Origin of the sequence: Streptomyces sp. NPDC057271, assembly GCF_042668715.1 — a bacterium.
In the GTDB taxonomy this organism is placed as follows: Bacteria; Actinomycetota; Actinomycetes; order Streptomycetales; family Streptomycetaceae; genus Streptomyces.
Map to the genome: position 1 here is coordinate 115611 of NZ_JBHUYJ010000004.1, position 24034 is coordinate 139644.

At 70.8% G+C, this 24034-nt stretch carries 23 protein-coding genes and 1 riboswitch; of the genes, 18 read left to right on the top strand and 5 right to left on the bottom strand.

All coding sequences use genetic code 11. The features are described 5' to 3' along the window. The first annotated feature begins 118 nt into the window (after positions 1-118). From ACFUJR_RS03255 to ACFUJR_RS03280, 6 genes are all read left to right on the top strand, one after another. The gene (locus ACFUJR_RS03255) at positions 119-613 is read left to right on the top strand and encodes a YraN family protein (RefSeq protein WP_383177399.1); all 495 of its coding nucleotides are present in this window, start codon (positions 119-121) and stop codon (positions 611-613) included. Further along, positions 613-2226 (top strand): YifB family Mg chelatase-like AAA ATPase, encoded by a 1614-nt coding sequence (locus ACFUJR_RS03260; protein WP_383177402.1) that lies wholly within the window; start codon positions 613-615, stop codon positions 2224-2226. The genes ACFUJR_RS03255 and ACFUJR_RS03260 overlap by 1 nt, the downstream gene beginning before the upstream one ends. Beyond that, positions 2223-3386, top strand: a complete 1164-nt coding sequence (dprA, locus tag ACFUJR_RS03265; protein WP_383177405.1) for a DNA-processing protein DprA — start codon at positions 2223-2225, stop codon at positions 3384-3386. The genes ACFUJR_RS03260 and dprA overlap by 4 nt, the downstream gene beginning before the upstream one ends. A 239-nt stretch (positions 3387-3625) precedes the next feature. Next, positions 3626-4462 carry an RNA polymerase sigma factor WhiG gene (whiG, locus tag ACFUJR_RS03270; protein ID WP_383177408.1) on the top strand — a complete coding sequence of 279 codons (837 nt, stop codon included), beginning with the start codon at positions 3626-3628 and terminating at the stop codon, positions 4460-4462. A gap of 53 nt (positions 4463-4515) precedes the next feature. Beyond that, on the top strand, positions 4516-5073 hold the full coding sequence (locus ACFUJR_RS03275) for a TetR/AcrR family transcriptional regulator (protein WP_383177434.1): 558 nt from the start codon (positions 4516-4518) through the stop codon (positions 5071-5073). 46 nt (positions 5074-5119) lie between these two features. Then, positions 5120-5383 (top strand): hypothetical protein, encoded by a 264-nt coding sequence (locus ACFUJR_RS03280; RefSeq protein ID WP_383177411.1) that lies wholly within the window; start codon positions 5120-5122, stop codon positions 5381-5383. On the opposite strand, the gene ACFUJR_RS03285 is transcribed toward ACFUJR_RS03280, so the two are convergent. Beyond that, a complete protein-coding gene (locus ACFUJR_RS03285) occupies positions 5353-5844 on the bottom strand; it encodes a M23 family metallopeptidase (RefSeq protein WP_383177414.1) in 492 nt (163 codons plus the stop codon). The genes ACFUJR_RS03280 and ACFUJR_RS03285 overlap by 31 nt on opposite strands. Before the next feature lie 255 nt (positions 5845-6099). Here ACFUJR_RS03285 and rpsB point away from each other — a divergent pair, with 255 nt between their 5' ends. The 11 genes from rpsB to ACFUJR_RS03340 all read left to right on the top strand — a co-directional run bounded on the left by rpsB (position 6100) and on the right by ACFUJR_RS03340 (position 17969). Next, a complete protein-coding gene (rpsB, locus tag ACFUJR_RS03290) occupies positions 6100-6996 on the top strand; it encodes a 30S ribosomal protein S2 (RefSeq protein ID WP_383177417.1) in 897 nt (298 codons plus the stop codon). A gap of 123 nt (positions 6997-7119) precedes the next feature. Beyond that, positions 7120-7956 (top strand): translation elongation factor Ts, encoded by an 837-nt coding sequence (gene tsf, locus ACFUJR_RS03295; RefSeq protein ID WP_383177420.1) that lies wholly within the window; start codon positions 7120-7122, stop codon positions 7954-7956. Between the two features lie 158 nt (positions 7957-8114). After that, positions 8115-8879 carry a UMP kinase gene (pyrH, locus tag ACFUJR_RS03300; RefSeq protein WP_383177424.1) on the top strand — a complete coding sequence of 255 codons (765 nt, stop codon included), beginning with the start codon at positions 8115-8117 and terminating at the stop codon, positions 8877-8879. 131 nt (positions 8880-9010) lie between these two features. Continuing rightward, a complete protein-coding gene (gene frr, locus ACFUJR_RS03305; protein ID WP_158990977.1) occupies positions 9011-9568 on the top strand; it encodes a ribosome recycling factor in 558 nt (185 codons plus the stop codon). Beyond that, a complete protein-coding gene (locus ACFUJR_RS03310; RefSeq protein WP_383177428.1) occupies positions 9568-10653 on the top strand; it encodes a phosphatidate cytidylyltransferase in 1086 nt (361 codons plus the stop codon). Before frr ends, ACFUJR_RS03310 begins: the two co-directional genes overlap by 1 nt. 216 nt (positions 10654-10869) lie before the next feature. Next, positions 10870-12486 carry an MFS transporter gene (locus tag ACFUJR_RS03315; RefSeq protein WP_383179370.1) on the top strand — a complete coding sequence of 539 codons (1617 nt, stop codon included), beginning with the start codon at positions 10870-10872 and terminating at the stop codon, positions 12484-12486. A gap of 85 nt (positions 12487-12571) precedes the next feature. Continuing rightward, complete coding sequence (locus ACFUJR_RS03320; protein WP_383179373.1) at positions 12572-12757, top strand: CsbD family protein; 186 nt, start codon at positions 12572-12574, stop codon at positions 12755-12757. A 109-nt stretch (positions 12758-12866) separates the two neighbouring features. Then, positions 12867-13973, top strand: a complete 1107-nt coding sequence (gene rlmN / locus ACFUJR_RS03325) for a 23S rRNA (adenine(2503)-C(2))-methyltransferase RlmN (protein ID WP_260227729.1) — start codon at positions 12867-12869, stop codon at positions 13971-13973. A gap of 29 nt (positions 13974-14002) precedes the next feature. Further along, a riboswitch (TPP riboswitch) is annotated at positions 14003-14110 on the top strand. 87 nt (positions 14111-14197) lie between these two features. Beyond that, positions 14198-15277 carry a thiamine ABC transporter substrate binding subunit gene (locus ACFUJR_RS03330; RefSeq protein ID WP_383179385.1) on the top strand — a complete coding sequence of 360 codons (1080 nt, stop codon included), beginning with the start codon at positions 14198-14200 and terminating at the stop codon, positions 15275-15277. A 47-nt stretch (positions 15278-15324) separates the two neighbouring features. Then, complete coding sequence (locus ACFUJR_RS03335) at positions 15325-16941, top strand: ABC transporter permease (RefSeq protein ID WP_383179387.1); 1617 nt, start codon at positions 15325-15327, stop codon at positions 16939-16941. After that, positions 16941-17969: an ABC transporter ATP-binding protein gene (locus ACFUJR_RS03340; protein ID WP_383179376.1), complete on the top strand. Its 1029-nt coding sequence runs from the start codon at positions 16941-16943 to the stop codon at positions 17967-17969. The genes ACFUJR_RS03335 and ACFUJR_RS03340 overlap by 1 nt, the downstream gene beginning before the upstream one ends. A 445-nt stretch (positions 17970-18414) precedes the next feature. On the opposite strand, the gene ACFUJR_RS03345 is transcribed toward ACFUJR_RS03340, so the two are convergent. From ACFUJR_RS03345 to ACFUJR_RS03360, 4 genes are all read right to left on the bottom strand, one after another. After that, entirely contained in the window at positions 18415-19560 is a 1146-nt protein-coding gene (locus ACFUJR_RS03345) for a hypothetical protein (protein WP_383179379.1), read from the bottom strand. Then, positions 19542-20270, bottom strand: a complete 729-nt coding sequence (locus ACFUJR_RS03350; protein ID WP_383179382.1) for an ABC transporter ATP-binding protein — start codon at positions 20268-20270, stop codon at positions 19542-19544. The genes ACFUJR_RS03345 and ACFUJR_RS03350 overlap by 19 nt, the downstream gene beginning before the upstream one ends. A gap of 162 nt (positions 20271-20432) precedes the next feature. Further along, complete coding sequence (locus ACFUJR_RS03355; RefSeq protein ID WP_383181316.1) at positions 20433-21812, bottom strand: aspartate aminotransferase family protein; 1380 nt, start codon at positions 21810-21812, stop codon at positions 20433-20435. Continuing rightward, complete coding sequence (locus ACFUJR_RS03360) at positions 21797-22303, bottom strand: Lrp/AsnC family transcriptional regulator (RefSeq protein WP_383181319.1); 507 nt, start codon at positions 22301-22303, stop codon at positions 21797-21799. Before ACFUJR_RS03360 ends, ACFUJR_RS03355 begins: the two co-directional genes overlap by 16 nt. A 192-nt stretch (positions 22304-22495) precedes the next feature. Between ACFUJR_RS03360 and ACFUJR_RS03365 the strand changes: the two genes are divergently transcribed. Then, complete coding sequence (locus ACFUJR_RS03365) at positions 22496-23932, top strand: gamma-aminobutyraldehyde dehydrogenase (protein ID WP_383181322.1); 1437 nt, start codon at positions 22496-22498, stop codon at positions 23930-23932. Positions 23933-24034: the final 102 nt, after the last annotated feature.

Consider the following 24034-nt stretch of genomic DNA (forward strand, 5'->3'; position numbering starts at 1 on the left):
CGCAGCCCGGTGTGAACCACCCGGACGAGTGACGAGGTTCTCCACAGGCGGCCGGTTGTCCACCGGCCCGCACACGGAACGTGGCGAGGCGTCACAGTCGGTGCCGGAGGTGGTACCGATGAACGCACCGAGCGCACCGAGCGCATCGAACGCGACGAACGCGAAGAGCACGACGAGCACGACGCGCACGACGAGCACGTCAAGCGGGCCGGGGACACCGAGCGGGCCGGGGACGTCGTCGAGCCGGAGGAACCCGAGGAACGCCCTCGGACGGTACGGGGAACAGCTCGCGGTCCGCAGGCTGGCCGAAGCGGGTATGAGCATCCTCGCGCGGAACTGGCGCTGCGGACGCACCGGAGAGATCGACATCGTCGCCCGGGACGGGGACACGGTCGTCGTCTGCGAGGTCAAGACCCGGCGTGACGGTGCCTTCGAACACCCCATGGCCGCCCTCACCCCGGTCAAGGCCGACCGGCTCAAACGCCTCGCTGCCTGCTGGCTCGACCGCCACGGCGGACCACCGCCCGACGGGGGCGTCCGCATCGACCTCGTCGGCGTCGTCCTGCCCCGTCGGGGCGCCCCGGTCGTCACACACGCCCAGGGGGTGGCGTGATGGGATTCGCCCGCACCTGTTCCGTCGCCCTCGTCGGCGTCGAAGGCGTCGTCGTCGAGGTCCAGGCCGACCTGGAAGCCGGGGTCGCCGCGTTCACCCTCGTCGGACTCCCCGACAAGAGCCTCAGCGAGAGCCGCGACCGCGTCAGGGCAGCCATCGTCAACTCCGACGCCGAATGGCCCCAGAAGAAGCTCACCGTCGGACTCAGCCCCGCCTCCGTCCCCAAGGGCGGATCCGGCTTCGACCTCGCCGTCGCAGCCGCCGTCCTCGGCGCCGCCGAGCGGATCGACCCCCGGGGCATCGCCGACCTGGTACTCATCGGCGAGCTCGGGCTCGACGGCCGCGTACGGCCCGTGCGGGGCGTCCTGCCCGCCGTCCTCGCCGCCGCCGAAGCCGGCTACCGCCAGGTCGTCGTCCCCGAACAGACGGCCGGCGAAGCCGCGCTCGTCCCCGGGGTCTCCGTCCTCGGAGTCCGCAGCCTGCGCCAGCTCATCGCCGTCCTGACCGACGAACCCGTTCCCGAAGAGGAACCCGCCGAGGAGGGCCGCCCTGACGCCATGCTCGCCGGACTCCTCGTCCCCGGCGCCGGCGTCGGCACCGGCCTCTCCGCCGACCCCCTCGACGGACCCGACCTCGCCGACGTCGCCGGCCAGCACGGCGCCCGCCGCGCCCTGGAAGTCGCCGCCGCGGGCAGCCACCACCTGCTGCTCTCCGGACCGCCCGGAGCCGGGAAGACCATGCTCGCCGAACGGCTCCCCGGCATCCTGCCTCCACTCACCCGCCAGGAGTCCCTCGAAGTCACCGCCGTGCACTCCGTCGCCGGCATCCTCCCGCCCGGCGAACCGCTCGTCCGGCGCGCCCCCTACTGCGCGCCCCACCACTCCGCGACCATGCAGTCCCTCGTCGGCGGCGGCAACGGACTCCCACGCCCCGGCGCCGTCTCCCTCGCCCACCGCGGAGTCCTCTTTCTGGACGAGGCGCCGGAGTTCTCCGGGAAGGCGCTCGACGCACTGCGGCAGCCCCTCGAATCCGGGCACGTCGTCGTCGCCCGTGCCGCCGGAGTCGTCCGGCTCCCCGCCCGGTTCCTGCTCGCACTCGCCGCGAACCCCTGCCCCTGCGGACGGCACACCCTGCACGGCGCCGGCTGCGAGTGCCCTGCCTCCCTGATCCGCCGCTATCAGGCCCGGCTCTCCGGTCCGCTCCTCGACCGCATCGACCTCCGTGTCGAAGCCGAACCGGTCACCCGCTCGGACCTGCTCGGCCAAGGTGGACGCGGCGAACCCACCGCCACCGTCGCCGACCGCGTCCGCGAGGCGCGCGCCCGCACCGCCGCCCGGCTCGCCGGCACCCCGTGGACCGTCAACAGCGAGGTGCCGGGCCACGAACTGCGTACCCGCTTCCTCGTCCGCCCCGGAGCCCTCGCCGCGGCGGAGCGGGACATCGAACGCGGCCTGCTCACCGCCCGCGGCCTCGACCGGGTCCTGCGCGTCGCCTGGACCGTCGCGGACCTGGCGGGCCACGACCGGCCCGACGCCCAGGATGTCCACCTCGCCCTCGAACTGCGCACCGGCATCGCCCGGGGCGTACCGGTGGGAGCGGGGGACCGCGCATGACCTCCGACGACGAACGCCGCGCCCGCGCGGCCCTCACCCGCGTCGTCGAACCCGGCGACACCCACGCCGGCCGGTGGCTGCGGCAGTACGGAGCCCCCGGGTTCCTGGATCGGCTCCGGGACCCGGCAGGAGCCCAGGAGGTCTCCCCGTTCCCCGGCACCGGGGAGAAACGGGTCGACGGGTGGCGGCGCCGGGCCGCCGCCGTGGAACCACGGCGGGACCTGGACGCCGCCGAGCGACACGGCGGCCGGCTTGTCGTCCCCGGCGACCCGGAGTGGCCCCGCCAGCTCGACGACCTCGGCGACGCCCGGCCCGTCGGGCTCTGGATCCGGGGCCCGGCCGACCTGCGGACCTGGGCGCTGCGCTCCGTCGCCGTCGTCGGCGCCCGCGCCTGCACCCCCTACGGCGCCCACATGGCCACCACGCTCGCCTCCGGGCTCGCCGAACAGGGCTGGGTCGTCGTCTCCGGCGCCGCCTTCGGCATCGACGGCGCCGCCCACAGGGGAGCCCTCGCCGCCCAGGGCGCCACCGTCGCCGTCCTCGCCTGCGGCGTCGACCTCCCCTACCCCCGCGGCCATGCCGGACTCATCGGACGCATCGCCGAACAGGGACTCGTCATCGGCGAGTTACCACCGGGCAGTCACCCCACACCCAGCAGATTCATCCTCCGCAACCGGGTCATCGCCGCCCTGACCCGTGGCACCGTGGTCGTCGAGGCCGAGTACCGCAGCGGCTCCCTCGTCACCGCCCGCGCCGCCGCACGGCTCGGCCGCCACACCATGGGGGTGCCCGGCGCCGTCACCAGCGGCCTCTCCGCGGGCGTCCACGAACTCCTGCGCGGCGAGGCCACCCTCGTCACGGACGCCGCCGAAGTGATCGAACTCGTCGGGGACATGGGGCAACTCGCCCCGGCGCGGCGTGGACCCGTCCTGCCCCGGGACCTCCTCGGCCCCGACGCCGTCCGCGTCCTCGAAGCAATCCCCGCGGGCCGCCCCGCACCCGTGAGGACGATCGGCGACCGGGCCGGCACGTCCACCGACGACACCCTCGCCCGACTCTACGAACTGCACTCCCTGGGGTTCGTCGAACGGCAAGGAGATGACTGGCAGTTGACGAACACCCCCACGGAAGGGGCGAATGTGCGGCGAGGCGGTACTTGACCCGGAGCATTCGGGTGAAATGGTGATGGTGATGAACCAGCCAGTTCTCCAGGCCGCACCCCGGCGGCCGAAGCACGCCACCATCCGGGTTCGAAAGCGTGGCCGAGGGCAGCCACCCGGAGCGGTGCGATCCGCAGAGGTTCGCACACCGCGACGGTCCAGTCACGCTACGCTCACCGGGATTCCCTGCCGGACACCCAGACCGACCAACCCGCCAGCAGAACGGCTCAAGGCAACGCATGCCCCAGCACACCTCCGGGTCTGACCGCGCTGCGGTGCCCCCAGCAGCCCGGGGCACCGTGCGACCACCCGCACCGACATCGCTCGACGAGCTGTGGCGGTCGTACAAGGACACGGGCGACGAGCGGCTGCGAGAACAGCTGATCCTGCACTACTCGCCGCTGGTCAAGTACGTCGCGGGCCGCGTCAGCGTGGGGCTGCCCTCCAATGTGGAACAGGCCGACTTCGTCTCCTCCGGGGTCTTCGGACTGATCGACGCCATCGAGAAGTTCGACGTCGAGCGGTCGATCAAGTTCGAGACCTACGCGATCACTCGCATCCGGGGCGCGATGATCGACGAACTCCGCGCCCTGGACTGGATCCCTCGCTCCGTACGGCAGAAGGCGCGCAACGTCGAGCGCGCCTACGCCACCCTCGAGGCCAAGCTCCGCCGGACCCCGACCGAGAGCGAGGTCGCGGCCGAGATGGACATCGCGCTGGAGGACCTGCACGCGGTTTTCAGCCAGTTGTCCCTCGCGAACGTCGTCGCTCTGGAGGAGCTGCTCCACGCGGGCGGCGAGGGCGGCGACCGGCTGTCGCTGATGGACACCCTGGAGGACACCGCCGCCGACAACCCGGTCGAGGTCGCCGAGGACCGCGAGCTGCGCAGGCTCCTGGCCCGCGCCATCAACACCCTCCCCGAGCGTGAGAAGACCGTCGTCACGCTCTACTACTACGAGGGCCTCACCCTCGCCGAGATCGGTCAGGTCCTCGGCGTCACCGAGAGCCGCGTCAGCCAGATCCACACCAAGTCCGTCCTGCAGCTGCGCGCCAAGCTGGCCGATGCGGGACGCTGAGCGCGCGCGGCCGGTCGTATGGTGGAGCCGTGCCCAGGATTCGAGCGGCCTCCGTGGCCGAGCACCGGACGATGCAGCGCGGCGCCCTGCTGGACGCCGCGCGTTCCCTGCTGTCCGAGGGCGGTACGGAGGCGCTGACCTTCCCCGCCCTCGCCGAGCGGACGGGCCTCGCCCGCTCCTCGGTGTACGAGTACTTCCGCTCCCGCGCGGCCGTGGTCGAGGAGCTGTGCGCCGTCGACTTCCCCGTCTGGGCGGCCGAGGTCGAGACGGCGATGGCGGCGGCCGACACCGCCGAGGGCAAGGTCGAGGCGTACGTCCGCACGCAGCTTGAGCTCGTGGGGGACCGGCGTCACCGTGCGGTGGTCGCGATCTCCGCGAGCGAGCTCGACGACGGCGCACGCGAGAAGATCCGCGCCGCCCACGGCGCCCTCGTCGCCATGATCGTCGAGGCCCTCGCCGACCTGGGCCAGGCCCAGCCCCGTCTGGGCGCGATGCTCCTCCAGGGCGTCGTGGACGCGGCCGTGCGTCGTATCGAACTGGGTGCGGCCGAGGACCCGGACGCCATCGCCGAGGCCGCCGTCTCGATGGCCCTCCGCGGCGTCAGCGGCTGACCGGCCCGCGACGGACCGGACCGCGGGCCTCGCCTCGATCACCTTCGTGCGCCACGTCGACGGCCTGCGTCATCTCTTCGAGAGGAACGGCGAGCAGTACGGCCGCCCCGCGTCTGGCCGTTCGGACGGCCAGGTGCGGTGCCTCTGGGCGCCCGGCCTCGGCCGGCACTGCGAGATCGCCGACGGCCTCGTCACCGCTCACCCCGTGAACGGCACCGGCGACGAGCCCGAACCTCCGGCCACCGTGTGGCGCAGCTTCAAGGGCGACCGCTCCTACCTCTACGACCTGGTGCTCTCCGGGAGCGGCTGATCCGTCACCGGGAGCAGCCTCGACGGGGCTCGGTGCAGGAGCAGCAGGGGGTTCAGGTAGGTGTCGCCGCGCAGCAGACCCCAGTGCAGACAGGACTCCGGACAGTGGGGGTTCCCGGGCGGCGGGGGAGTGAGCGTGGCGACCGGGTCGCCACGGGTGACCGCGGTGCCGGCCGTGACGCGCGGTTCCACCGGTTCGTACGTGGTGCGAAGGGGCGGCTCTCCGGTGCCCGGCACCGTGATCGTGAGGACTCCGCGGCCGGCCACCCTGCCGGCGAACGTGACCACCCCCGACGCCACCGCGCGGACCGGGGTGCCCACCGGTGCGGCCAGGTCGACCCCGCGGTGCCCGGCCGCGTAGGGGCCGGCCGGTGGTTCCCAGCCACGGACGATCTCCGGACGCGGCGGCCCCAGGGGCCACATCAGCGCCAGGGCGAGAAGCAAGTGCGTGATGAGGTGCATGGGGACACCGTCCCGCAGCCGCCCGATTCGCGTTGATCATGGTTGATATCTGTGGAATACCGGCCGGTTGTGGACAGCGCCGTCACCCGGCACCCCCGGGGTCCCGTACACTTCCTATGGCGATCCGGGTCACCGGGTCGACTTCGCACGCCCCGCCACACAACCCTCACCGGTCGTGGCAGCGCCTTTCGGTCCCTTGCGGCATGGCGCGCCGGGGTGTCAGGACATAACCGAGAAACACAAGGAGATACGGCCATGGCCGTCGTCACGATGCGGGAGCTGCTGGAGAGCGGCGTCCACTTCGGTCACCAGACCCGTCGCTGGAACCCGAAGATGAAGCGCTTCATCTTCACCGAGCGCAACGGCATCTACATCATCGACCTGCTCCAGTCGCTGTCGTACATCGACCGCGCCTACGAGTTCGTCAAGGAGACCGTCGCGCACGGCGGCTCCATCATGTTCGTCGGTACGAAGAAGCAGGCCCAGGAGGCCATCGCCGAGCAGGCGACGCGTGTCGGCATGCCGTACGTCAACCAGCGTTGGCTCGGTGGCATGCTCACCAACTTCTCCACCGTCTACAAGCGTCTGCAGCGCCTCAAGGAGCTCGAGCAGATCGACTTCGAGGATGTGGCCGCGTCCGGCCTCACCAAGAAGGAGCTCCTGGTCCTCTCCCGCGAGAAGGCCAAGCTGGAGAAGACCCTCGGTGGTATCCGCGAGATGCAGAAGGTGCCGAGCGCCGTCTGGATCGTCGACACCAAGAAGGAGCACATCGCCGTCGGTGAGGCGCGCAAGCTCCACATCCCGGTCGTCGCGATCCTCGACACCAACTGCGACCCCGACGAGGTCGACTACAAGATCCCGGGCAACGACGACGCGATCCGCTCCGTCACCCTGCTCACCCGCGTGATCGCCGACGCCGTCGCCGAGGGCCTCATCGCCCGCTCCGGCGCCGCGACCGGCGACTCGAAGCCGGGCGAGAAGGCCGCCGGCGAGCCGCTCGCCGAGTGGGAGCGCGACCTGCTCGAGGGTGAGAAGAAGGCTGACGAGGCCGAGGTCCAGACCTCTGCCGAGACCGAGAAGGTCGCCGACGCCGAGGCCGCCACGGCCGCCGAGGCTGTCGAGGCTCCGGCCGCCGAGGCCGAGCAGGCCTGACCCACGACCCGACCTTCACAGGTCAGGTCCGGTTGGTTGTATCGGATGTCGACGGCGGAGGCACGCGTTGCCTCCGCCGTCCACCCGTAGATCTTTCAGACTTCGAGAGAGAAACTCAGACTCATGGCGAACTACACCGCCGCTGACGTCAAGAAGCTCCGTGAGCTCACCGGCGCCGGCATGATGGACTGCAAGAAGGCTCTGGACGAGGCCGACGGCAACGTCGACAAGGCCGTCGAGGCCCTGCGCATCAAGGGCCAGAAGGGCGTCGCCAAGCGCGAGGGCCGCTCTGCCGAGAACGGCGCCGTCGTCTCCCTCATCGCCGACGACAACACCTCCGGTGTCCTCGTCGAGCTGAAGTGCGAGACGGACTTCGTCGCCAAGGGTGACAAGTTCCAGGCCGTCGCCAACGCGCTCGCCGCTCACGTCGCCGCCACCTCCCCGGCCGACCTGGAGGCGCTGCTCGCCTCCGAGATCGAGCCCGGCAAGACGGTCCAGGCGTACGTCGACGAGGCCAACGCCAACCTGGGCGAGAAGATCGTTCTCGACCGCTTCGCGCAGTACGCCGACGGCTTCGTCTCGGCCTACATGCACCGCACCATGCCCGACCTGCCCCCGCAGATCGGTGTTCTCGTCGAGTTCGACAAGGAGAACGCCGAGATCGCCAAGGGTGTCGCGCAGCACATCGCCGCCTTCGCGCCGAAGTACCTCACCCGTGAGGACGTCCCGGCCGAGGTCGTCGAGACCGAGCGTCGCGTCGCCGAGGAGACCACCCGCGCCGAGGGCAAGCCGGAGGCCGCGCTCCCGAAGATCGTCGAGGGTCGCGTCAACGGCTTCTTCAAGGACGCCACGCTGCTCGGCCAGCCGTACGCGCTGGACAACAAGAAGTCCGTCCAGCAGATCCTGGACGAGGCCGGTGTCACCCTGAAGCGCTTCACGCGCATCAAGGTCGGCATCTGAGTCCGTACGCGACGGACACCGGACCCGGGTAGGGTCTGAAGCAGTCGCCCACGCTCGCGTAGGACGACCGCAGTTCTGACGAGGAGGCCATTGCCGTACGGGAAACCGCAAGGACCCACCGGCAATGGCCTTCGTCGTATGTGCACGAGGAGATCTCCATGAACCAGAGCGCCGTACAGGGCGACGACAACCACGCCAAAAAGGCCGGCCGCTTCATGCTGAAGCTGTCCGGTGAGGCATTCGCCGGAGGCGGCGGTCTCGGCGTCGACCCCGACGTGGTGCACAAGATCGCCCGCGAGATCGCCGCAGTCGTACGCGACGGGGCGGAGATCGCGGTCGTGATCGGCGGCGGCAACTTCTTCCGCGGCGCCGAGCTGCAGGTGCGCGGCATGGACCGGGCCCGCTCCGACTACATGGGCATGCTCGGCACCGTCATGAACTGCCTCGCCCTCCAGGACTTCCTGGAGAAGGAGGGCATCGACTCCCGCGTCCAGACCGCCATCACCATGGGTCAGGTCGCGGAGCCGTACATCCCGCTGCGGGCCGTGCGCCACCTGGAGAAGGGCCGCGTGGTCATCTTCGGCGCCGGCATGGGCATGCCGTACTTCTCCACCGACACCACGGCCGCCCAGCGTGCCCTGGAGATCGACGCCGAGGCCCTGCTCATGGGCAAGAACGGCGTCGACGGGGTCTACGACTCCGACCCGAAGAAGAACCCGGACGCGGTGAAGTACGACGCGCTGGAGTACGGCGAGGTCATTTCCCGCGACCTCAAGGTCGCCGACGCCACCGCCATCACGCTGTGCCGCGACAACAAGCTGCCGATCCTCGTCTTCGAACTGCTCGCCGAGGGCAATATCGCGCGCGCGGTGAAGGGTGAGAAGATCGGCACTCTCGTGAACGACCAGGGCACCCGGGCCTGAGCCTCGGCTCGAACCGGGTACCTCCCCTCCCTCAGTGCCTGAACGGCCTGGGGGGACCCCATGGGGATGGACAGGGCCCTGCCGGTCGTACACCGTGCAGGACAAGACGCGACGACACGCAGGAGCAAGTGGTGATCGAAGAGACCCTCCTCGAGGCCGAGGAGAAGATGGAGAAGGCCGTCGTGGTCGCCAAGGAGGACTTCGCCGCGATCCGCACCGGGCGTGCGCACCCGGCGATGTTCAACAAGATCGTGGCGGACTACTACGGTGCGATCACGCCGATCAATCAGCTGGCGTCGTTCTCGGTTCCCGAGCCGCGCATGGCGGTCGTGACCCCGTTCGACAAGAGCGCGCTGCGGAACATCGAGCAGGCGATCCGTGACTCGGACCTCGGCGTCAACCCGAGCAACGACGGCAACATCATCCGTGTGGTGTTCCCGGAGCTGACCGAGGAGCGCCGCCGCGAGTACATCAAGGTCGCCAAGGGCAAGGCCGAGGACTCCAAGATCTCCATCCGCTCCGTCCGCCGCAAGGCGAAGGAGACCATCGACAAGCTGGTCAAGGACGGCGAGGTCGGCGAGGACGAGGGCCGCCGCGGCGAGAAGGAGCTCGACGACACCACCGCGAAGTACGTCGCGCAGGTGGACGAGCTGCTCAAGCACAAGGAAGCCGAGCTGCTCGAGGTCTGATGAACGACTCTTCCTGGGGGGCCCCGGCCGGTTCCGGCTACTGGGGGCCCGACCAGGGGCCTGCCCCGGCGGGTCCCGCATACGATGGGCTGCAGGCGGCGCAGACTCGGCCCATGCCCATCGTGCCCGACGTCCCCGCCGGCGATCACCAGGACGACCACGATCGGGGGGCCGCTCAGCCGAGCGGTCCCCTGTTCCGTGACGAGACGCCGAACGAGCACCCGCAGGAGCCCATGTCCAGCCCGTCCCAGCCCGCTGCCCCGCAGAAGAAGAGCGCGGGGCGCGATCTGGGCGCCGCCATAGGGGTCGGTGTCGGTCTGGGCGCCGTCATCATCGCGTCCCTGTTCATCTGGAAGGCCGCGTTCGTCGGCGTCATAGCGGTCGCCGTCGTGGTCGGTCTGTGGGAACTCACCTCCCGCCTCCAGGAGCGCAAGGGCATCAAGGCGCCGCTCGTCCCGCTGGCGGTCGGCGGCGCGGCGATGGTCGTGGCCGGGTACGTCCGCGGTGCCGAGGGGGCCTGGGTCGCCATGGCCCTGACGGCGCTCGCGGTGCTCGTGTGGCGGATGACGGAACGGCCCGAGGGCTATCTGAAGGACGTCACGGCGGGCGTCTTCGCCGCGTTCTACGTGCCGTTCCTGGCGACGTTCGTGGCGCTGATGCTCACGGCCGACGACGGCGCGGAGCGGGTGCTCACCTTCCTGCTGCTCACGGTCGTCAGCGACACCGGCGCGTACGCGATCGGCTGGCGTTTCGGCAAGCACAAGCTGGCTCCGCGGATCAGCCCCGGCAAGACCCGCGAGGGCCTGGTGGGAGCGGTGACGTTCGCGATGGCGGCGGGCGCGCTGTGCATGGAGTTCCTCGTCGACGGCGGCTCGTGGTGGCAGGGCCTGCTGCTCGGCCTGGCGGTGGCGGCGAGCGCGACGCTCGGTGACCTCGGCGAGTCGATGATCAAGCGGGATCTCGGTATCAAGGACATGGGCACCCTGCTTCCGGGCCATGGCGGCATCATGGACCGTCTTGACTCGCTGCTGCCGACGGCTCCGGTGGTCTGGCTGCTGCTGGTGCTGTTCGTCGGTACGACCTGATCCGCACGCTCGCTCACGAGGGGCCCGTCGCTTAACGAGCGACGGGCCCCTCGTGCGTCGAGCGGTGCGGCGGCGGTGCGTCGAGTGGTGCTTCGGGCGGCGCTTCGGGCGGTGCGGCGGCGCGGTCGACGGGCCGGTCGCCTCCTGTGCCGCCATGCGGTGGACGGCTGCGGCGGGTCTCGGCCCTCTCCGCCTCGTCGTTGGCACGATGCGCCCATGGCATCCAGGGGAGGAAGTCCGAAAGCTCCGGCGGGGGCGCGTCTCGTCCTGCTGACGCTCGCGGCCGGTCAGTTCCTGATGGCGCTGGACAGCTCCGTCATGAACGTGTCCATCGCGACGGTCGCCGACGACGTGGGGACGACGGTCACCGGCATCCAGGGCGCGATCACGGCCTACACGCTCGTGATGGCGATGTTCATGATCCCCGGGGGCAAGATCGGGGCGCTGATCGGCCGCAAGCGCGCCTTCATGATCGGCTGCGTGATCTACGGCTGCGGTTCCCTGACCACGGCGCTGGCTCCGAACCTTCCCGTGCTGCTGGTCGGCTGGTCGTTCCTGGAAGGGATCGGGGCGGCGCTCATCATGCCCGCGATCGTGGCCCTGGTGGCCGGCAACTTCGCCACGGAGCGTCGACCCACCGCGTACGGGATCGTGGCGGCCGCCGGAGCGGTGGCCATCGCGCTCGGGCCGCTCGTCGGAGGCGTCGCCACGACGTACTTCTCCTGGCGCTGGGTCTTCGCCGGCGAGGTCCTGGTGGTGCTCGTCATCCTGGTGTTCGCCCGCCGCATCGCCGACGCCGTGGGCGAGACGCGCTCGCGGATCGACCTCGTCGGAGCCGTACTGTCGGCCCTCGGGCTCGGGATCTTCGTCTACGGCGTGCTCCGCTCGGACGAATGGGGCTGGTTCCGGCCCAAGCCGGACGCCCCCTCGTGGCTCGGCGTCTCGATGGTCGTGTGGACGATGCTGATGGGCCTGCTCCTGGTCTGGCTCTTCCTTCGCTGGGAGGCGCGGATCGCGGCCCGCGGCCGGGAACCGCTCGTCGACCCGGCCATGCTGCAGAACAAGCAGCTCACCGGCGGTCTGACGATGTTCTTCTTCCAGTACCTCGTCCAGATGGGCGTGTTCTTCGTCGTCCCCCTCTACCTGTCCGTCGCCCTGGGCCTGTCCGCGCTCGCGACCGGGGCGCGGATCCTGCCGCTCTCGCTGACGCTGCTGGCGGCGGCGGTCCTGATTCCCCGGTTCCTCCCGGACGTCTCGCCGCGGAGGGTGGTGAGGCTCGGGGTGTTCGCGCTGCTCGCGGGCGCGGTCGCGCTGATGGCGGCGCTCGACGCCGACGCCGGCGCGGAGATCGTCACCATCCCCCTGCTCTTGATCGGCCTCGGCATGGGCGCGCTGGCGTCGCAGCTCGGTTCGGTCACCGTGTCGGCCGTTCCCGACAGCCGGAGCGCGGAGGTCGGCGGTGTGCAGAACGCCGTCACCAACCTCGGCGCCTCGATCGGTACGGCGCTCGCCGGGTCACTCCTGATCGGCGCGCTCACGGCGTCGTTCCTCACGAGCGTCGAGCAGAACCCGGCGATCCCGGCCGACGTCAAGAGCCGGGCGGCCGTGGAACTCCAGAGTGGCGTCCCGTTCCTCTCGGACGCCCAGCTCAGAGCGGCACTCGAAGAGGCAGGAACCTCCGACGCGGTGACCGAGGCAGCCCTGGACGCGAACGCGGCCGCCCGTCTGGACGGGCTGCGGGCGGCCCTGGCGATCCTCGCCCTCTCCTCGCTCCTCGCGCTGTTCTTCACCCCGCGCATCCCCTCCACCCAACCGGGCTCGCCACGGACCTGAGGATGCGGACCCGCTCCACAGGGCGCCACGGACCGTGCGGACCTAGCGTGGACGTAAGCCGATGGGCCACTGAAGGGATCAGACGATGAGCAACGCCATGGACAAGGCCAAGGGCAAGTTCAAGGAGGTCACCGGAAAGTTCACCGGCAACGAACGACGGGAGAGCGAGGGCAGGACCGACCAGGCGAAGGCCAAGTTCCGCGAGACGGTGAAGAGCGTCCGCGAACGCGCCGAGGGCATCAAGGACTCCCTCAAGCGCGACCACTCCTGACACGCTCCGACCTCAGGAGCCGGCCCCCGCGCCGCCTCCGGCGCGGTCCTGCCGGCCCGAGCGCCGCGGCCCCAGGTCACGCTCGCGCGTCTGCGACACTGGTACCACCATGCCCAAGCCCGGAGAACTCACTTTCGTCGCCCCCCGCGGAGCCAAGAAGCCGCCGCGGCACCTTGCCGACCTCACGCCCGCCGAGCGCAAGGAGGCCGTCGCCGCGATCGGCGAGAAGCCGTTCCGCGCCAAGCAGCTGTCCACTCACTACTTCGCGCGGTACGCCCACGATCCCGCCGAGTGGACCGACATTCCCGCCTCCTCCCGCGAGAAGCTGCAGGGGGAGCTGCTGCCCGACCTGATGTCCGTGGTCCGGCACATCTCGTGCGACGACGACACCACCCGTAAGACCCTGTGGAAGCTGCACGACGGCACGCTCGTCGAGTCCGTGCTCATGCGCTACCCCGACCGGGTCACCATGTGCATCTCCTCACAGGCCGGCTGCGGGATGAACTGCCCGTTCTGCGCCACCGGCCAGGCCGGGCTCGACCGGAACCTGTCGACCGCCGAGATCGTGCATCAGATCGTCGACGGGATGCGCGCCCTGCGCGACGGCGAGGTGCCCGGGGGACCGGCGCGGCTCAGCAACATCGTCTTCATGGGCATGGGCGAGCCGCTCGCCAACTACAAGCGGGTCGTCGGCGCGGTCCGCCGCCTCACCGACCCCGAGCCGGACGGGCTCGGTCTCTCGCAGCGCGGCATCACCGTCTCCACCGTCGGCCTCGTGCCCGCCATGCTGCGCTTCGCCGACGAGGGCTTCAAGTGCCGGCTCGCCGTCTCGCTCCACGCGCCCGACGACGAGCTGCGCGACACCCTCGTGCCCGTCAACACACGCTGGAAGGTCCGCGAGGTCCTCGACGCCGCCTGGGAGTACGCCGAGAAGTCCGGTCGCCGGATCTCCATCGAGTACGCCCTGATCCGTGACATCAACGACCAGGCATGGCGGGGCGACCTCCTCGGGCGGCTGCTCAAGGGCAAGAGGGTCCATGTGAACCTGATCCCGCTGAACCCGACGCCCGGGTCGAAGTGGACCGCGTCCCGGCCCGAGGACGAGAAGGCCTTCGTCGAGGCCATCGCCGCCCATGGTGTCCCCGTCACCGTCCGTGACACCCGCGGCCAGGAGATCGACGGTGCCTGTGGACAGCTCGCGGCGTCGGAGCGCTGACCTTGTAGTCTGTGCTCGAACACATCTCCATATTCCGACAGGGGAGCGCCACAGCGCTGAGAGTGCGGTCACCGGACCGCAGACCCTCTGAACCTTGCCCAGGTCATTCTGGGTAGGAAGTTCGGTCGCAACTCGAGCTGTTGCGCCCTGCCCACCTTCGGGTGGGCAGGGCCGCGTCTCTTCCTGGTCACACCCAGGAGGACTTTTCCGTGAACACCAAGAAGATGGTCGCCACCGGCGTGGCCGCCGCGCTGGGCGTCACCGCGCTCGCCGCGTGCGGCACCGAGGACGGCGGAGGCGCCGCGGGCAAGAGCGGTGAGCCCGCGCCGAAGACCGTGACCCTCGTGAGCCACGACTCCTTCAGCGCCTCCAAGGAGGTCCTGGCGGAGTTCACCGAGCAGACCGGCTTCACGGTCAAGGTCCTCAAGAGCGGCGACGCCGGCGTGGCCGTCAACAAGGAGATCCTGACCAAGGGCTCCCCGCAGGGCGACGTCTTCTTCGGCGTCGACAACACCCTGCTCTCCCGCGCGCTCGACAACGGCATCTTCGTGCCGTACGAGGCCAAGGGCCTGGACGCCGTCGCCGCCGAGGCGAAGATCGACAAGGAGCACCGGGTCACCCCGATCGACACCGGTGACATCTGCGTCAACTACGACAAGAAGTACTTCGCCGACAAGAAGCTCGCGCCCCCGCAGACCTTCGACGACCTGGCCAAGCCGGAGTACAAGGACCTGCTCGTGGTCGAGAACCCGGAGAGGTCCTCTCCCGGCCTCGGCTTCCTCCTCGGCACGGCCGCCCGGTACGGCGACGGGGGCTGGCAGGACTACTGGAAGAAGCTCAAGGCCAACGGCGTGAAGACCGTCGACAGCTGGGAGCTCGCCTACAACCAGGAGTTCTCCGGCTCGGCCGGCGGCCGGCAGGCCAAGGGAGACCGGCCGCTGGTCGTCTCCTACGCCTCCAGCCCGCCGGTCGAGGTCCTCTACTCCGAGCCGCAGCCGAAGGACGCGCCGACCGGCGTCTCCACCGGCACCTGCTTCCGGCAGATCGAGTTCGCCGGACTGCTGAACGGCGCGAAGAACCCCGAGGGCGGCAAGGCGCTCATCGACTTCCTGATCTCGAAGAAGTTCCAGGAGGACATGCCGCTGCAGATGTTCGTCAACCCGGTGACCGAGGGCGCCCGGCTGCCCGAGCTCTTCACCAAGCACGGCGTGGTCATCGACAAGCCGCAGACCATGGCGCCCGAGAAGATCGCCGAGAAGCGTGACCAGTGGATCCAGTCGTGGTCCTCGCTCGTCCTGAAGTAGTCCGTAAGCGGTCCGACCGCCGGGGAAGCGCGGCGCGGCTCGGCCTGATGGTCGTGCCCGTCGCCTTCTTCACCCTCTTCTTCGCCTGGCCCGTCGTCTCCATCGTCGAGCGGGGGCTGCGGTCCGACGGCGCCTGGCGGTTCGACCGGTTCGGCGAGACGCTCAGCCGGCCGGAGATCCTCGACGTCCTCTGGTTCACGCTCTGGCAGGCGCTCGCCTCCACCGCGCTGACCCTGCTGATCGCGCTGCCCGGCGCGTACGTCTTCGCGCGCTTCGACTTCCCCGGCAAGGGTCTGCTGCGCGCGGTCGTCACCGTGCCCTTCGTGATGCCGACCGTCATGGTCGGTACGGCCTTCCTGGCGCTCGTCGGCCGCGGCGGGCTCCTCGACGAGCTGTGGGGGGTGCGCCTGGACACCACCGTCTGGGCGATCCTCCTCGCGCACGTCTTCTTCAACTACGCCGTGGTCGTCAGGACCGTCGGCGGCCTGTGGGCGCAGCTCGACCCGCGTCAGGAGGAGGCCGCCCGCGTCCTCGGCGCCTCCCGGTTCACCGCCTGGCGGACCGTGACCCTGCCGGCGCTCGCCCCCGCCGTCGCCGCGGCCGCGCTGATGGTGTTCCTGTTCACCGCGGGATCGTTCGCCATCGTCCAGATCCTCGGCGGACCGGCGTACTCCACCCTGGAGACCGAGATCTACCGGCAGACGGTCGACCGCTTCGACCTGACGACGGCAGCCGTCCTCACCCTCGTCCAGTTCGTGGCAGTCGGCGTCGTCCTCGCCGTGCACGCCCGGACGGTACGGCGCCGGGAGACGGCCCTGAAGCTCGTGGCGCCCGAGCAGACCGCGCGGCGGCCCAGGGGCTTCGGTCAGTGGGCGCTCTTCGGCGGTGTCCTGCTCTCCATCCTCCTGCTGCTGGTGCTGCCTCTCGCCGTGCTCGTCGAGCGGTCCTTCGACACTCCGGGCGGGTACGGGCTCGACTACTACCGGGCCCTGTGGTCCGTCGACCCGTCCGGGACCTTCCTCGTGCCCATGGTCGACACGATCGGGAACTCCCTCCAGTACGCCCTCGTCGCCACCGCCCTCGCCCTCGTCATCGGCGGACTCGCGGCGGCCGCCCTGACCCGGCGGGCCGGCCGGCTGGTGCGCGGCTTCGACGCGCTGCTGATGCTGCCGCTCGGCGTCTCGGCCGTCACCGTCGGCTTCGGCTTCCTGATCACGCTCGACGAGCCCCCGCTCGACCTGCGGGCGAGCTGGATCCTCGTGCCGCTCGCCCAGGCGCTCGTCGGCGTCCCCTTCGTCGTACGGACGATGCTGCCCGTCCTGCGTGCCGTCGACGAACGGCTGCGGGAGGCGGCCGCCGTGCTCGGCGCCTCGCCGCTGCGGGCGTGGCGCGAGGTCGACCTGCCGCTGGTGCGGCGGGCGGTGCTCATCGCGGCCGGGTTCGCGTTCGCGGTCTCCCTGGGCGAGTTCGGCGCGACCGTCTTCATCGCACGGCCCGACAATCCGACGCTTCCCGTCGCGGTGGCCCGGCTGCTCGGCCGGCCCGGCGAGCTCAACTACGGTCAGGCCATGGCCCTTTCGACGATTCTGATGGTGGTGTGCGCGGTGTCCCTGCTGCTGCTCGAACGGCTCCGCGCGGGCCGGACCGCCTCCGGGGAGTTCTGATGCTGCACATCGAGGGCGCGACCGTACGGTTCGGGGAGCGGGCCGCGCTCGACTCCGTGGACCTGGAGGTGGCCGATCACGAGATCGTGTGCGTGCTCGGGCCGAGCGGCAGCGGCAAGTCCACGCTGCTGCGGGCCGTCGCCGGACTCCAGGCGCTCGACGGTGGGCGGGTGCTGCTCGACGGCGCCGACCAGACGGGGGTGCCCGTGCACCGACGCGGCGTCGGGCTGATGTTCCAGGACCACCAGCTCTTCCCCCAGCGGGACGTGGGTGGCAACGTCGCCTTCGGGCTCCGGATGCACGGGGTGGAGCGGGCCGAACGGGACGCGCGCGTAGGTGAGTTGCTGGAACTCGTCGGACTGCCCGGGGCCTCCGGACGGGCCGTCGCCGCGCTCTCCGGGGGCGAGCAGCAGCGCGTGGCGCTCGCCCGAGCCCTCGCTCCCCGCCCCCGGCTGCTGATGCTGGACGAGCCGCTGGGCCAGCTCGACCGAGGCCTGCGGGAACGGCTCGTCATCGAACTGCGCGGCCTCTTCGGCCGGTTGGGTACGACGGTGCTCGCCGTCACCCACGACCAGGGGGAGGCCTTCGCGCTCGCCGACCGGGTCGTGGTCATGCGGGACGGCCGGATCGCCCAGTCCGGGACACCACTGGAGGTGTGGCAGCGGCCGGCCTCCGCGTTCGTGGCGCGGTTCCTCGGCTTCGACAACGTCGTGCCCGGGACGGTGAGCGGCGCGGCCGCCGACACCGTGTGGGGCAAGGTCCCCGTGCCGGACGGTTCGCCCGAGGGCCTGCGGCAGATCCTCGTACGCCCGGGCGGGGTCCGGCTCGTGGCCCCGGCCGACGGCCTGGCGTGCACGGTCGAGACCCGTACGTTCCGCGGCACGCACGTCGCGGTCCTGCTCAGGCCGGCCGAAGGACCGCACCTGGAGGCGGAGTGCACCCTCCACGGCGCGCCGGAGGTGGGCGCGGAGGTGGGCGTGACCTTCGCCGCCGAGGAGGTCGTGGTTCTCGCGGGGGACCGGCTGTGAGGCGCCTTCGTGGCGATGCGGCCGGCGAGCGGGTTCGGCGGCTCGTGGCCGTGGAGCCGGGTGGGGACGCCCACCGAGTCGCCGCCCTTCGGCCGGCGAGCGCGGATGTCGAACGCGGACGTCGAACGCGGCGTGCGCGCAGTCGCTGACGGACGGGGAGAACGACGAAGCCCTGGCGAGGAGTTCGAGCGCCTCGTCGAGGACGTCGTCGGCGAGCGGCCAGGTGTACGCCCCCTGGCTCGCGGCCTCCATCGCCCCGGCGGCCACCCCCGGACGCCCGCCCCGTCGGACCCGCCCCGTCGGACCTGTCCTGCCGGACCCGCCCGTCGGCCCCGCCCTGCCGGGTCCCGGCAGGCGCGGGACCCGGTCCTGCGGCGTGCGTCCCCGGTGAGGTAGCGGTCCTGCGGTGCGCGGGGGCCGGTCCTGGGGCGTGCGTCTCCGGCGCTCAGGCTCCCAGCGGGACCGCTGCCAGTCGGCCCACCAGGATCGTCAGCGGCAGGAAGACCGCGAGCAGCGCACCCGCGCGCATGAGCGCCGCCGTGCGCAGGACCGTGGGCGGGGCGCCGATGCGGACCAGGGCCTCGGTCGTGTGGGCGCGGCACTGCCGGGACTCCAGCGCCGCGGTCAGCAGCGTCGCCGTGGTGCAGCTCAGCACCAGCACCGCGCCCAGTCCGGTCAGCGGACCGAAGTCGTCCGTCCCCGTGTCGTAGAGCGTCGTCGCCGCGACCGCGCCAGAGGCCACGGCGCACACCACGCCCAGCGGCCGCCCGATGCGGCGGGACTCGTCCATCAGGACGCGGCCGGCGAGGAGCCTGATCGCGCCCGGGCGGACCGTCTGGAGCAGCCGGCCGCACCAGTGGGTGATGCCGGGGCCGGCCATCGCGAGGCCGATCGTGGTGAGGATCCAGCCCGCGAGGACCCCCGCCGGGTTGACGTCGAGGCGCCCCGGGAGCGGCAGCCCGCCGCCGTCGGCGCTCTGCCCCGCGTACGTCTCGACGGCGAGGCCGACCGCGAGCAGGGCCACGCCCCAGGGCAGTCCCGAAGGCGCCGTCCGCTCGACGCCGTCGGGGGCCGCGGGGCTCTTCCCCGGCCGCAGGGCGAGGCCGGCGGCCGTGGAGGCGGCCACCGGGAGGACGGCGAGGAGCGTGAGCGCGGCGGCGAGCGGGACCGGGCGGCCCGCGGCGAGCAGCTCGGCGGCCGCGCCGTCGAACGGCAGCCCGGTGATGTCGCCACGCAGGTGCAGGTAGAACAACAGTGCGACCATCGAGCCGAGTGTGCAGGAGACAGCCGTCGAGGCCGCGGCGATCGCCGTGAGCCGGGCCGGGCCGAGTCCGATCGCCGAGAGCCCGGGGCGCGGCCGGGTGCTGGGATCCGTACGGGCGACGGCGACCGCGAACTGCACCGTCGCGGCCATCGGGACCACGCACCACAGCAGCCGTAGGGTCGCGGCGGCCGACCGGTCCGGGTGACCCACGGCGTACCCGAGCGTGCACAGCAGCAGGAAGCCCACCCCCGCGGCCGCCGCGGCGACCAGGAGGCGCCGCATCAGCACGACGGGGTGGGTCCCGCGGACTAGACGGAGAGCGAGCACGCGGCGACGCCCTCCGCCCCGTTGGCCGGTGACGTGGAGCCCACCCGGCGGCCGTCGAGCAGGGCGACCGAGCGGTCGGCGAGGGCCGCGACGCCCGGGTCGTGGGTGGCGAGGAGCACGGTGATCCGGTGCGAGCGGGCCGCGGCCGTGAGCGTACGGAGCACCTGGGCTCCGTCGGCGCGGTGCAGCGAGGCGGTCGGCTCGTCGGCGAAGAGCACGGACGGGGTGGTGACCAGCGCCCGGGCGATGGCGATCCGCTGCCGCTGCGACTGGGTCAGCGCGTGCGGACGCCTACGGGCACAGGCACCGATGTCGAGCCGCTCCAGCCACTCCAGGGCGGAGGCCTTCGCGGTCCGGTGCGAGACCCCGCGGAGCAGGAGCGCCAGGGCCGCGTTCTCCCAGGCGGTCAGCTCCGGTACGAGTCCGGGCTCGGGGTCGATCCAGCTGAACCGGTCGCGGCGCAGCCGTTCGCGCTGGACCGGGGTCATGGTGTGCACCGGGCTGCTGTTGAACCAGACCTCGCCCTGCTGGGCGACGGTCTGCCCCGACAGGCAGCGCATCAGGGTGGTCTTGCCGCTGCCGCGCGGGCCGACCAGGGCGAGGATCTCGGCCTCGCGCACACCCAGGGAGACGCCGGTCAGGACGTCCGAGCCCTCCAGGGTGCAGTGCAGGGAACGCGCCCAGAGCACGTCGTTGTCCGGTGGGGCCATCGCGTACACCTCGATGTCGGATCCGATTCTTGCGTTCCCCCGTCCGAGGGAACGAAGGGACGGGCCTGTCGGTCACTGGGCACCGTAAGGATGTCCGGGGTCACGCCGTGAGGGCGGCGTGAGGTCCTGCGTCCCCGCGCGGGGCGGGGACGGCGGGAAGGGTCAGAGCTTGGTCCACGCCTCGGTCAGCACCGAGCGCAGGATGCCTTCGATCTCGTCGAAGGTGCCCTGGTCGGCGATGAGCGGCGGGGCCAGCTGGATGACCGGGTCGCCACGGTCGTCGGCACGGCAGTAGAGGCCGTTCTCGAAGAGCGCCTTGGAGAGGAAGCCGTAGAGCACGCGCTCGGTCTCCTCGTCCGTGAAGGACTCCTTGGTGACCTTGTCCTTCACGAGCTCGATGCCGTAGAAGTAGCCGTTGCCGCGGACGTCGCCGACGATCGGCAGGTCGTGCAGCTTCCGCAGCGTCGAGAAGAAGGCACCCTCGTTGTCCAGCACGTGCTGGTTGAGGCCTTCCTTGTCGAAGATGTCGAGGTTGGCGATGGCGACCGCCGACGACACCGGGTGGCCACCGAAGGTGTAGCCGTGCAGGAAGGTGTTGTCACCCTTGTAGAACGGCTCCGCGATGCGGTCCGAGACGATGCAGGCGCCGATCGGGGAGTAGCCCGAGGTCATGCCCTTGGCGCAGGTGATCATGTCCGGCACGTAGCCGAACTTGTCACAGGCGAACATCGTGCCGAGGCGGCCGAAGGCGCAGATCGTCTCGTCGGAGACGAGCAGCACGTCGTACTGGTCGCAGATCTCGCGGACCCGCTGGAAGTACCCGGGCGGCGGCGGGAAGCAGCCACCGGCGTTCTGCACGGGCTCCAGAAAGACGGCCGCGACGGTCTCGGGGCCCTCGAAGAGGATCTGCTGCTCGATCTGGTCGGCGGCCCAGCGGCCGAAGGCCTCCGGGTCGTCGCCGTGGATCGGGGCGCGGTAGATGTTCGTGTTCGGCACCTTGTGCGCGCCGGGGACCAGCGGCTCGAAGGGGGCCTTGAGGGCCGGCAGACCGGTGATCGACAGGGCGCCCTGCGGGGTGCCGTGGTAGGCGACCGCACGCGAGATGACCTTGTACTTGGTGTGCTTGCCCTGCAGCTTGAAGTACTGCTTGGCGAGCTTCCAGGCGGTCTCGACGGCCTCGCCGCCACCGGTGGTGAAGAAGACCTTGTTCAGGTCGCCCGGGGCGTAGTCGGCCAGGCGCTCGGCCAGCTCGACGGCCTTGGGGTGCGCGTACGACCACACGGGGAAGAACGCGAGCTCCTGGGCCTGCTTGTACGCGACCTCGGCCAGCTCCTTGCGGCCGTGGCCGGCGTTGACCACGAAGAGACCGGCGAGCCCGTCGAGGTACCGCTTGCCCTTGTCGTCGAAGATGTAGGTGCCCTCACCACGCACGATGGTGGGCACGGGTGAGTTCTCGTACGACGACATGCGGGTGAAGTGCATCCACAGGTGGTCGTACGCGGTCTTGGACAGGTCCTGGGTCACGATTATCGAGTTCCCCACATATAGGTCTGCTTCTTGAGCTTGAGGTAGACGAAGCTCTCCGTGGAGCGCACGCCGGGGAGGGTGCGGATGCGCTTGTTGATCACATCCAGCAGATGGTCGTCATCCTCACAGACGACCTCCACCATCAGGTCGAACGAGCCCGCGGTCATGACCACGTACTCACATTCCGACATGGCAGTCAGTGCTTCCGCGACCGGATCGAGGTCACCCTCGACGTTGATGCCGACCATCGCCTGCCGCCGGAGTCCCACGGTGAGCGGGTCGGTGACGGCGACGATCTGCATGACGCCCTGGTCGAGCAGTTTCTGGACGCGCTGCCGGACGGCCGCCTCCGAGAGGCCCACGGCCTTGCCGATCGCGGCGTACGGACGGCGACCGTCCTCCTGGAGCTGTTCGATGATCGCCAGAGAGACGGCATCGATCGTCGGGGACGAACCGGAACCGGTTCTGGAGTTCGTGCTTTGACTGGCCACGCCTTCACTGTGCACCGAGACTCGTCGGTCTGGCAAGCCCGAAGCGATGAAATTCGTTGTTTGGGGTCACGGATGGCACTGAATCCGAAGTTGGCGGATGTCGGGCCTGTCGAAAGCGTCAGGGAAGCGATTAGGCTGGGGTGTCTCAGCAAACGGGACACCGCACGACGAAGTGCGACCGAAGAACGTGACAGGAGGGGTGGCAAAGTGACCACCGAGCTGCGCCGGCTGCGTAACTACATCAACGGGGAGTTCCGGGACGCCGCCGACGGACGGACCATCGATGTGGTCAACCCGGCCACGGGCGAGGTCTTCGCCACGTCTCCGCTCTCCGGACAGGCGGACGTCGACGCCGCCATGGACGCGGCCGCGGCCGCGTTCCCGGCCTGGCGTGACACCACGCCCGCCGAGCGCCAGAAGGTCCTGCTCAAGATCGCGGACGCCTTCGAGGAGCGCGCCGCCGACCTGATCGCCGCCGAGGTCGAGAACACCGGCAAGCCGGTCGCTCTCACCGCGAGCGAAGAGATTCCGCCGATGGTGGACCAGATCCGCTTCTTCGCGGGTGCTGCCCGGCTGCTCGAAGGCCGCTCGGCCGGCGAGTACATGGAGGGCATGACCTCCATCGTCCGCCGCGAGCCCGTGGGCGTCTGCGCCCAGGTCGCGCCGTGGAACTACCCGATGATGATGGCCGTGTGGAAGTTCGCCCCGGCGCTCGCCGCGGGCAACACGGTCGTCCTCAAGCCGTCGGACACGACCCCCGCGTCGACCGTCCTGATCGCCGAGATCATCGGCCAGATCGTCCCCAAGGGTGTCTTCAACGTCATCTGCGGCGACCGCGAGACCGGCCGGGCGATGGTCGAGCACCCGACCCCGGCGATGGCCTCCATCACCGGTTCGGTACGTGCCGGCATGCAGGTCGCCGAGTCGGCGGCGAAGGACGTCAAGCGCGTCCACCTGGAGCTGGGCGGCAAGGCCCCGGTCGTCGTCTTCGAGGACACCGACATCGCCAAGGCCGTCGAGGACATCTCGGTGGCGGGCTTCTTCAACGCGGGCCAGGACTGCACGGCCGCGACCCGTGTCCTCGTGCACGAGTCCATCCACGACGAGTTCGTGGCGCAGCTCGCCAAGGCGGCCGCGGACACGAAGACCGGCCAGCCGGACGACGAGGACGTGCTCTACGGCCCGCTGAACAACGCCAACCAGCTGAAGCAGGTCTCCGGCTTCATCGACCGCCTTCCGGCCCACGCCAAGGTCGAGGCCGGTGGCCACCAGGTCGGCGAGAAGGGCTACTTCTACGCCCCGACCGTCGTCTCCGGCCTCAAGCAGGACGACGAGATCGTCCAGAACGAGGTCTTCGGCCCGGTCATCACGGTCCAGTCGTTCCGTGACGAGGAGCAGGCCCTGGAGTTCGCCAACGGTGTCGAGTTCGCCCTCGCGTCCTCGGTCTGGACGAAGGACCACGCCCGCGCCATGCGGATGTCGCGCTCGCTCGACTTCGGCTGCGTGTGGATCAACACCCACATCCCGCTGGTCGCGGAGATGCCGCACGGCGGCTACAAGAAGTCCGGCTACGGCAAGGACCTCTCGGCGTACGGCTTCGAGGACTACACGCGCATCAAGCACGTGATGACGTCCCTGGGTTAGCCGGGCCGCGCGCGCCGGCGGGTCCGTTGCTCCCGCACGCCCGGAAAGAAAGGTCGCAACGGGGGGATCCGGGTCTTTTTTTGCGGCGCGAGGCCAGCTCAA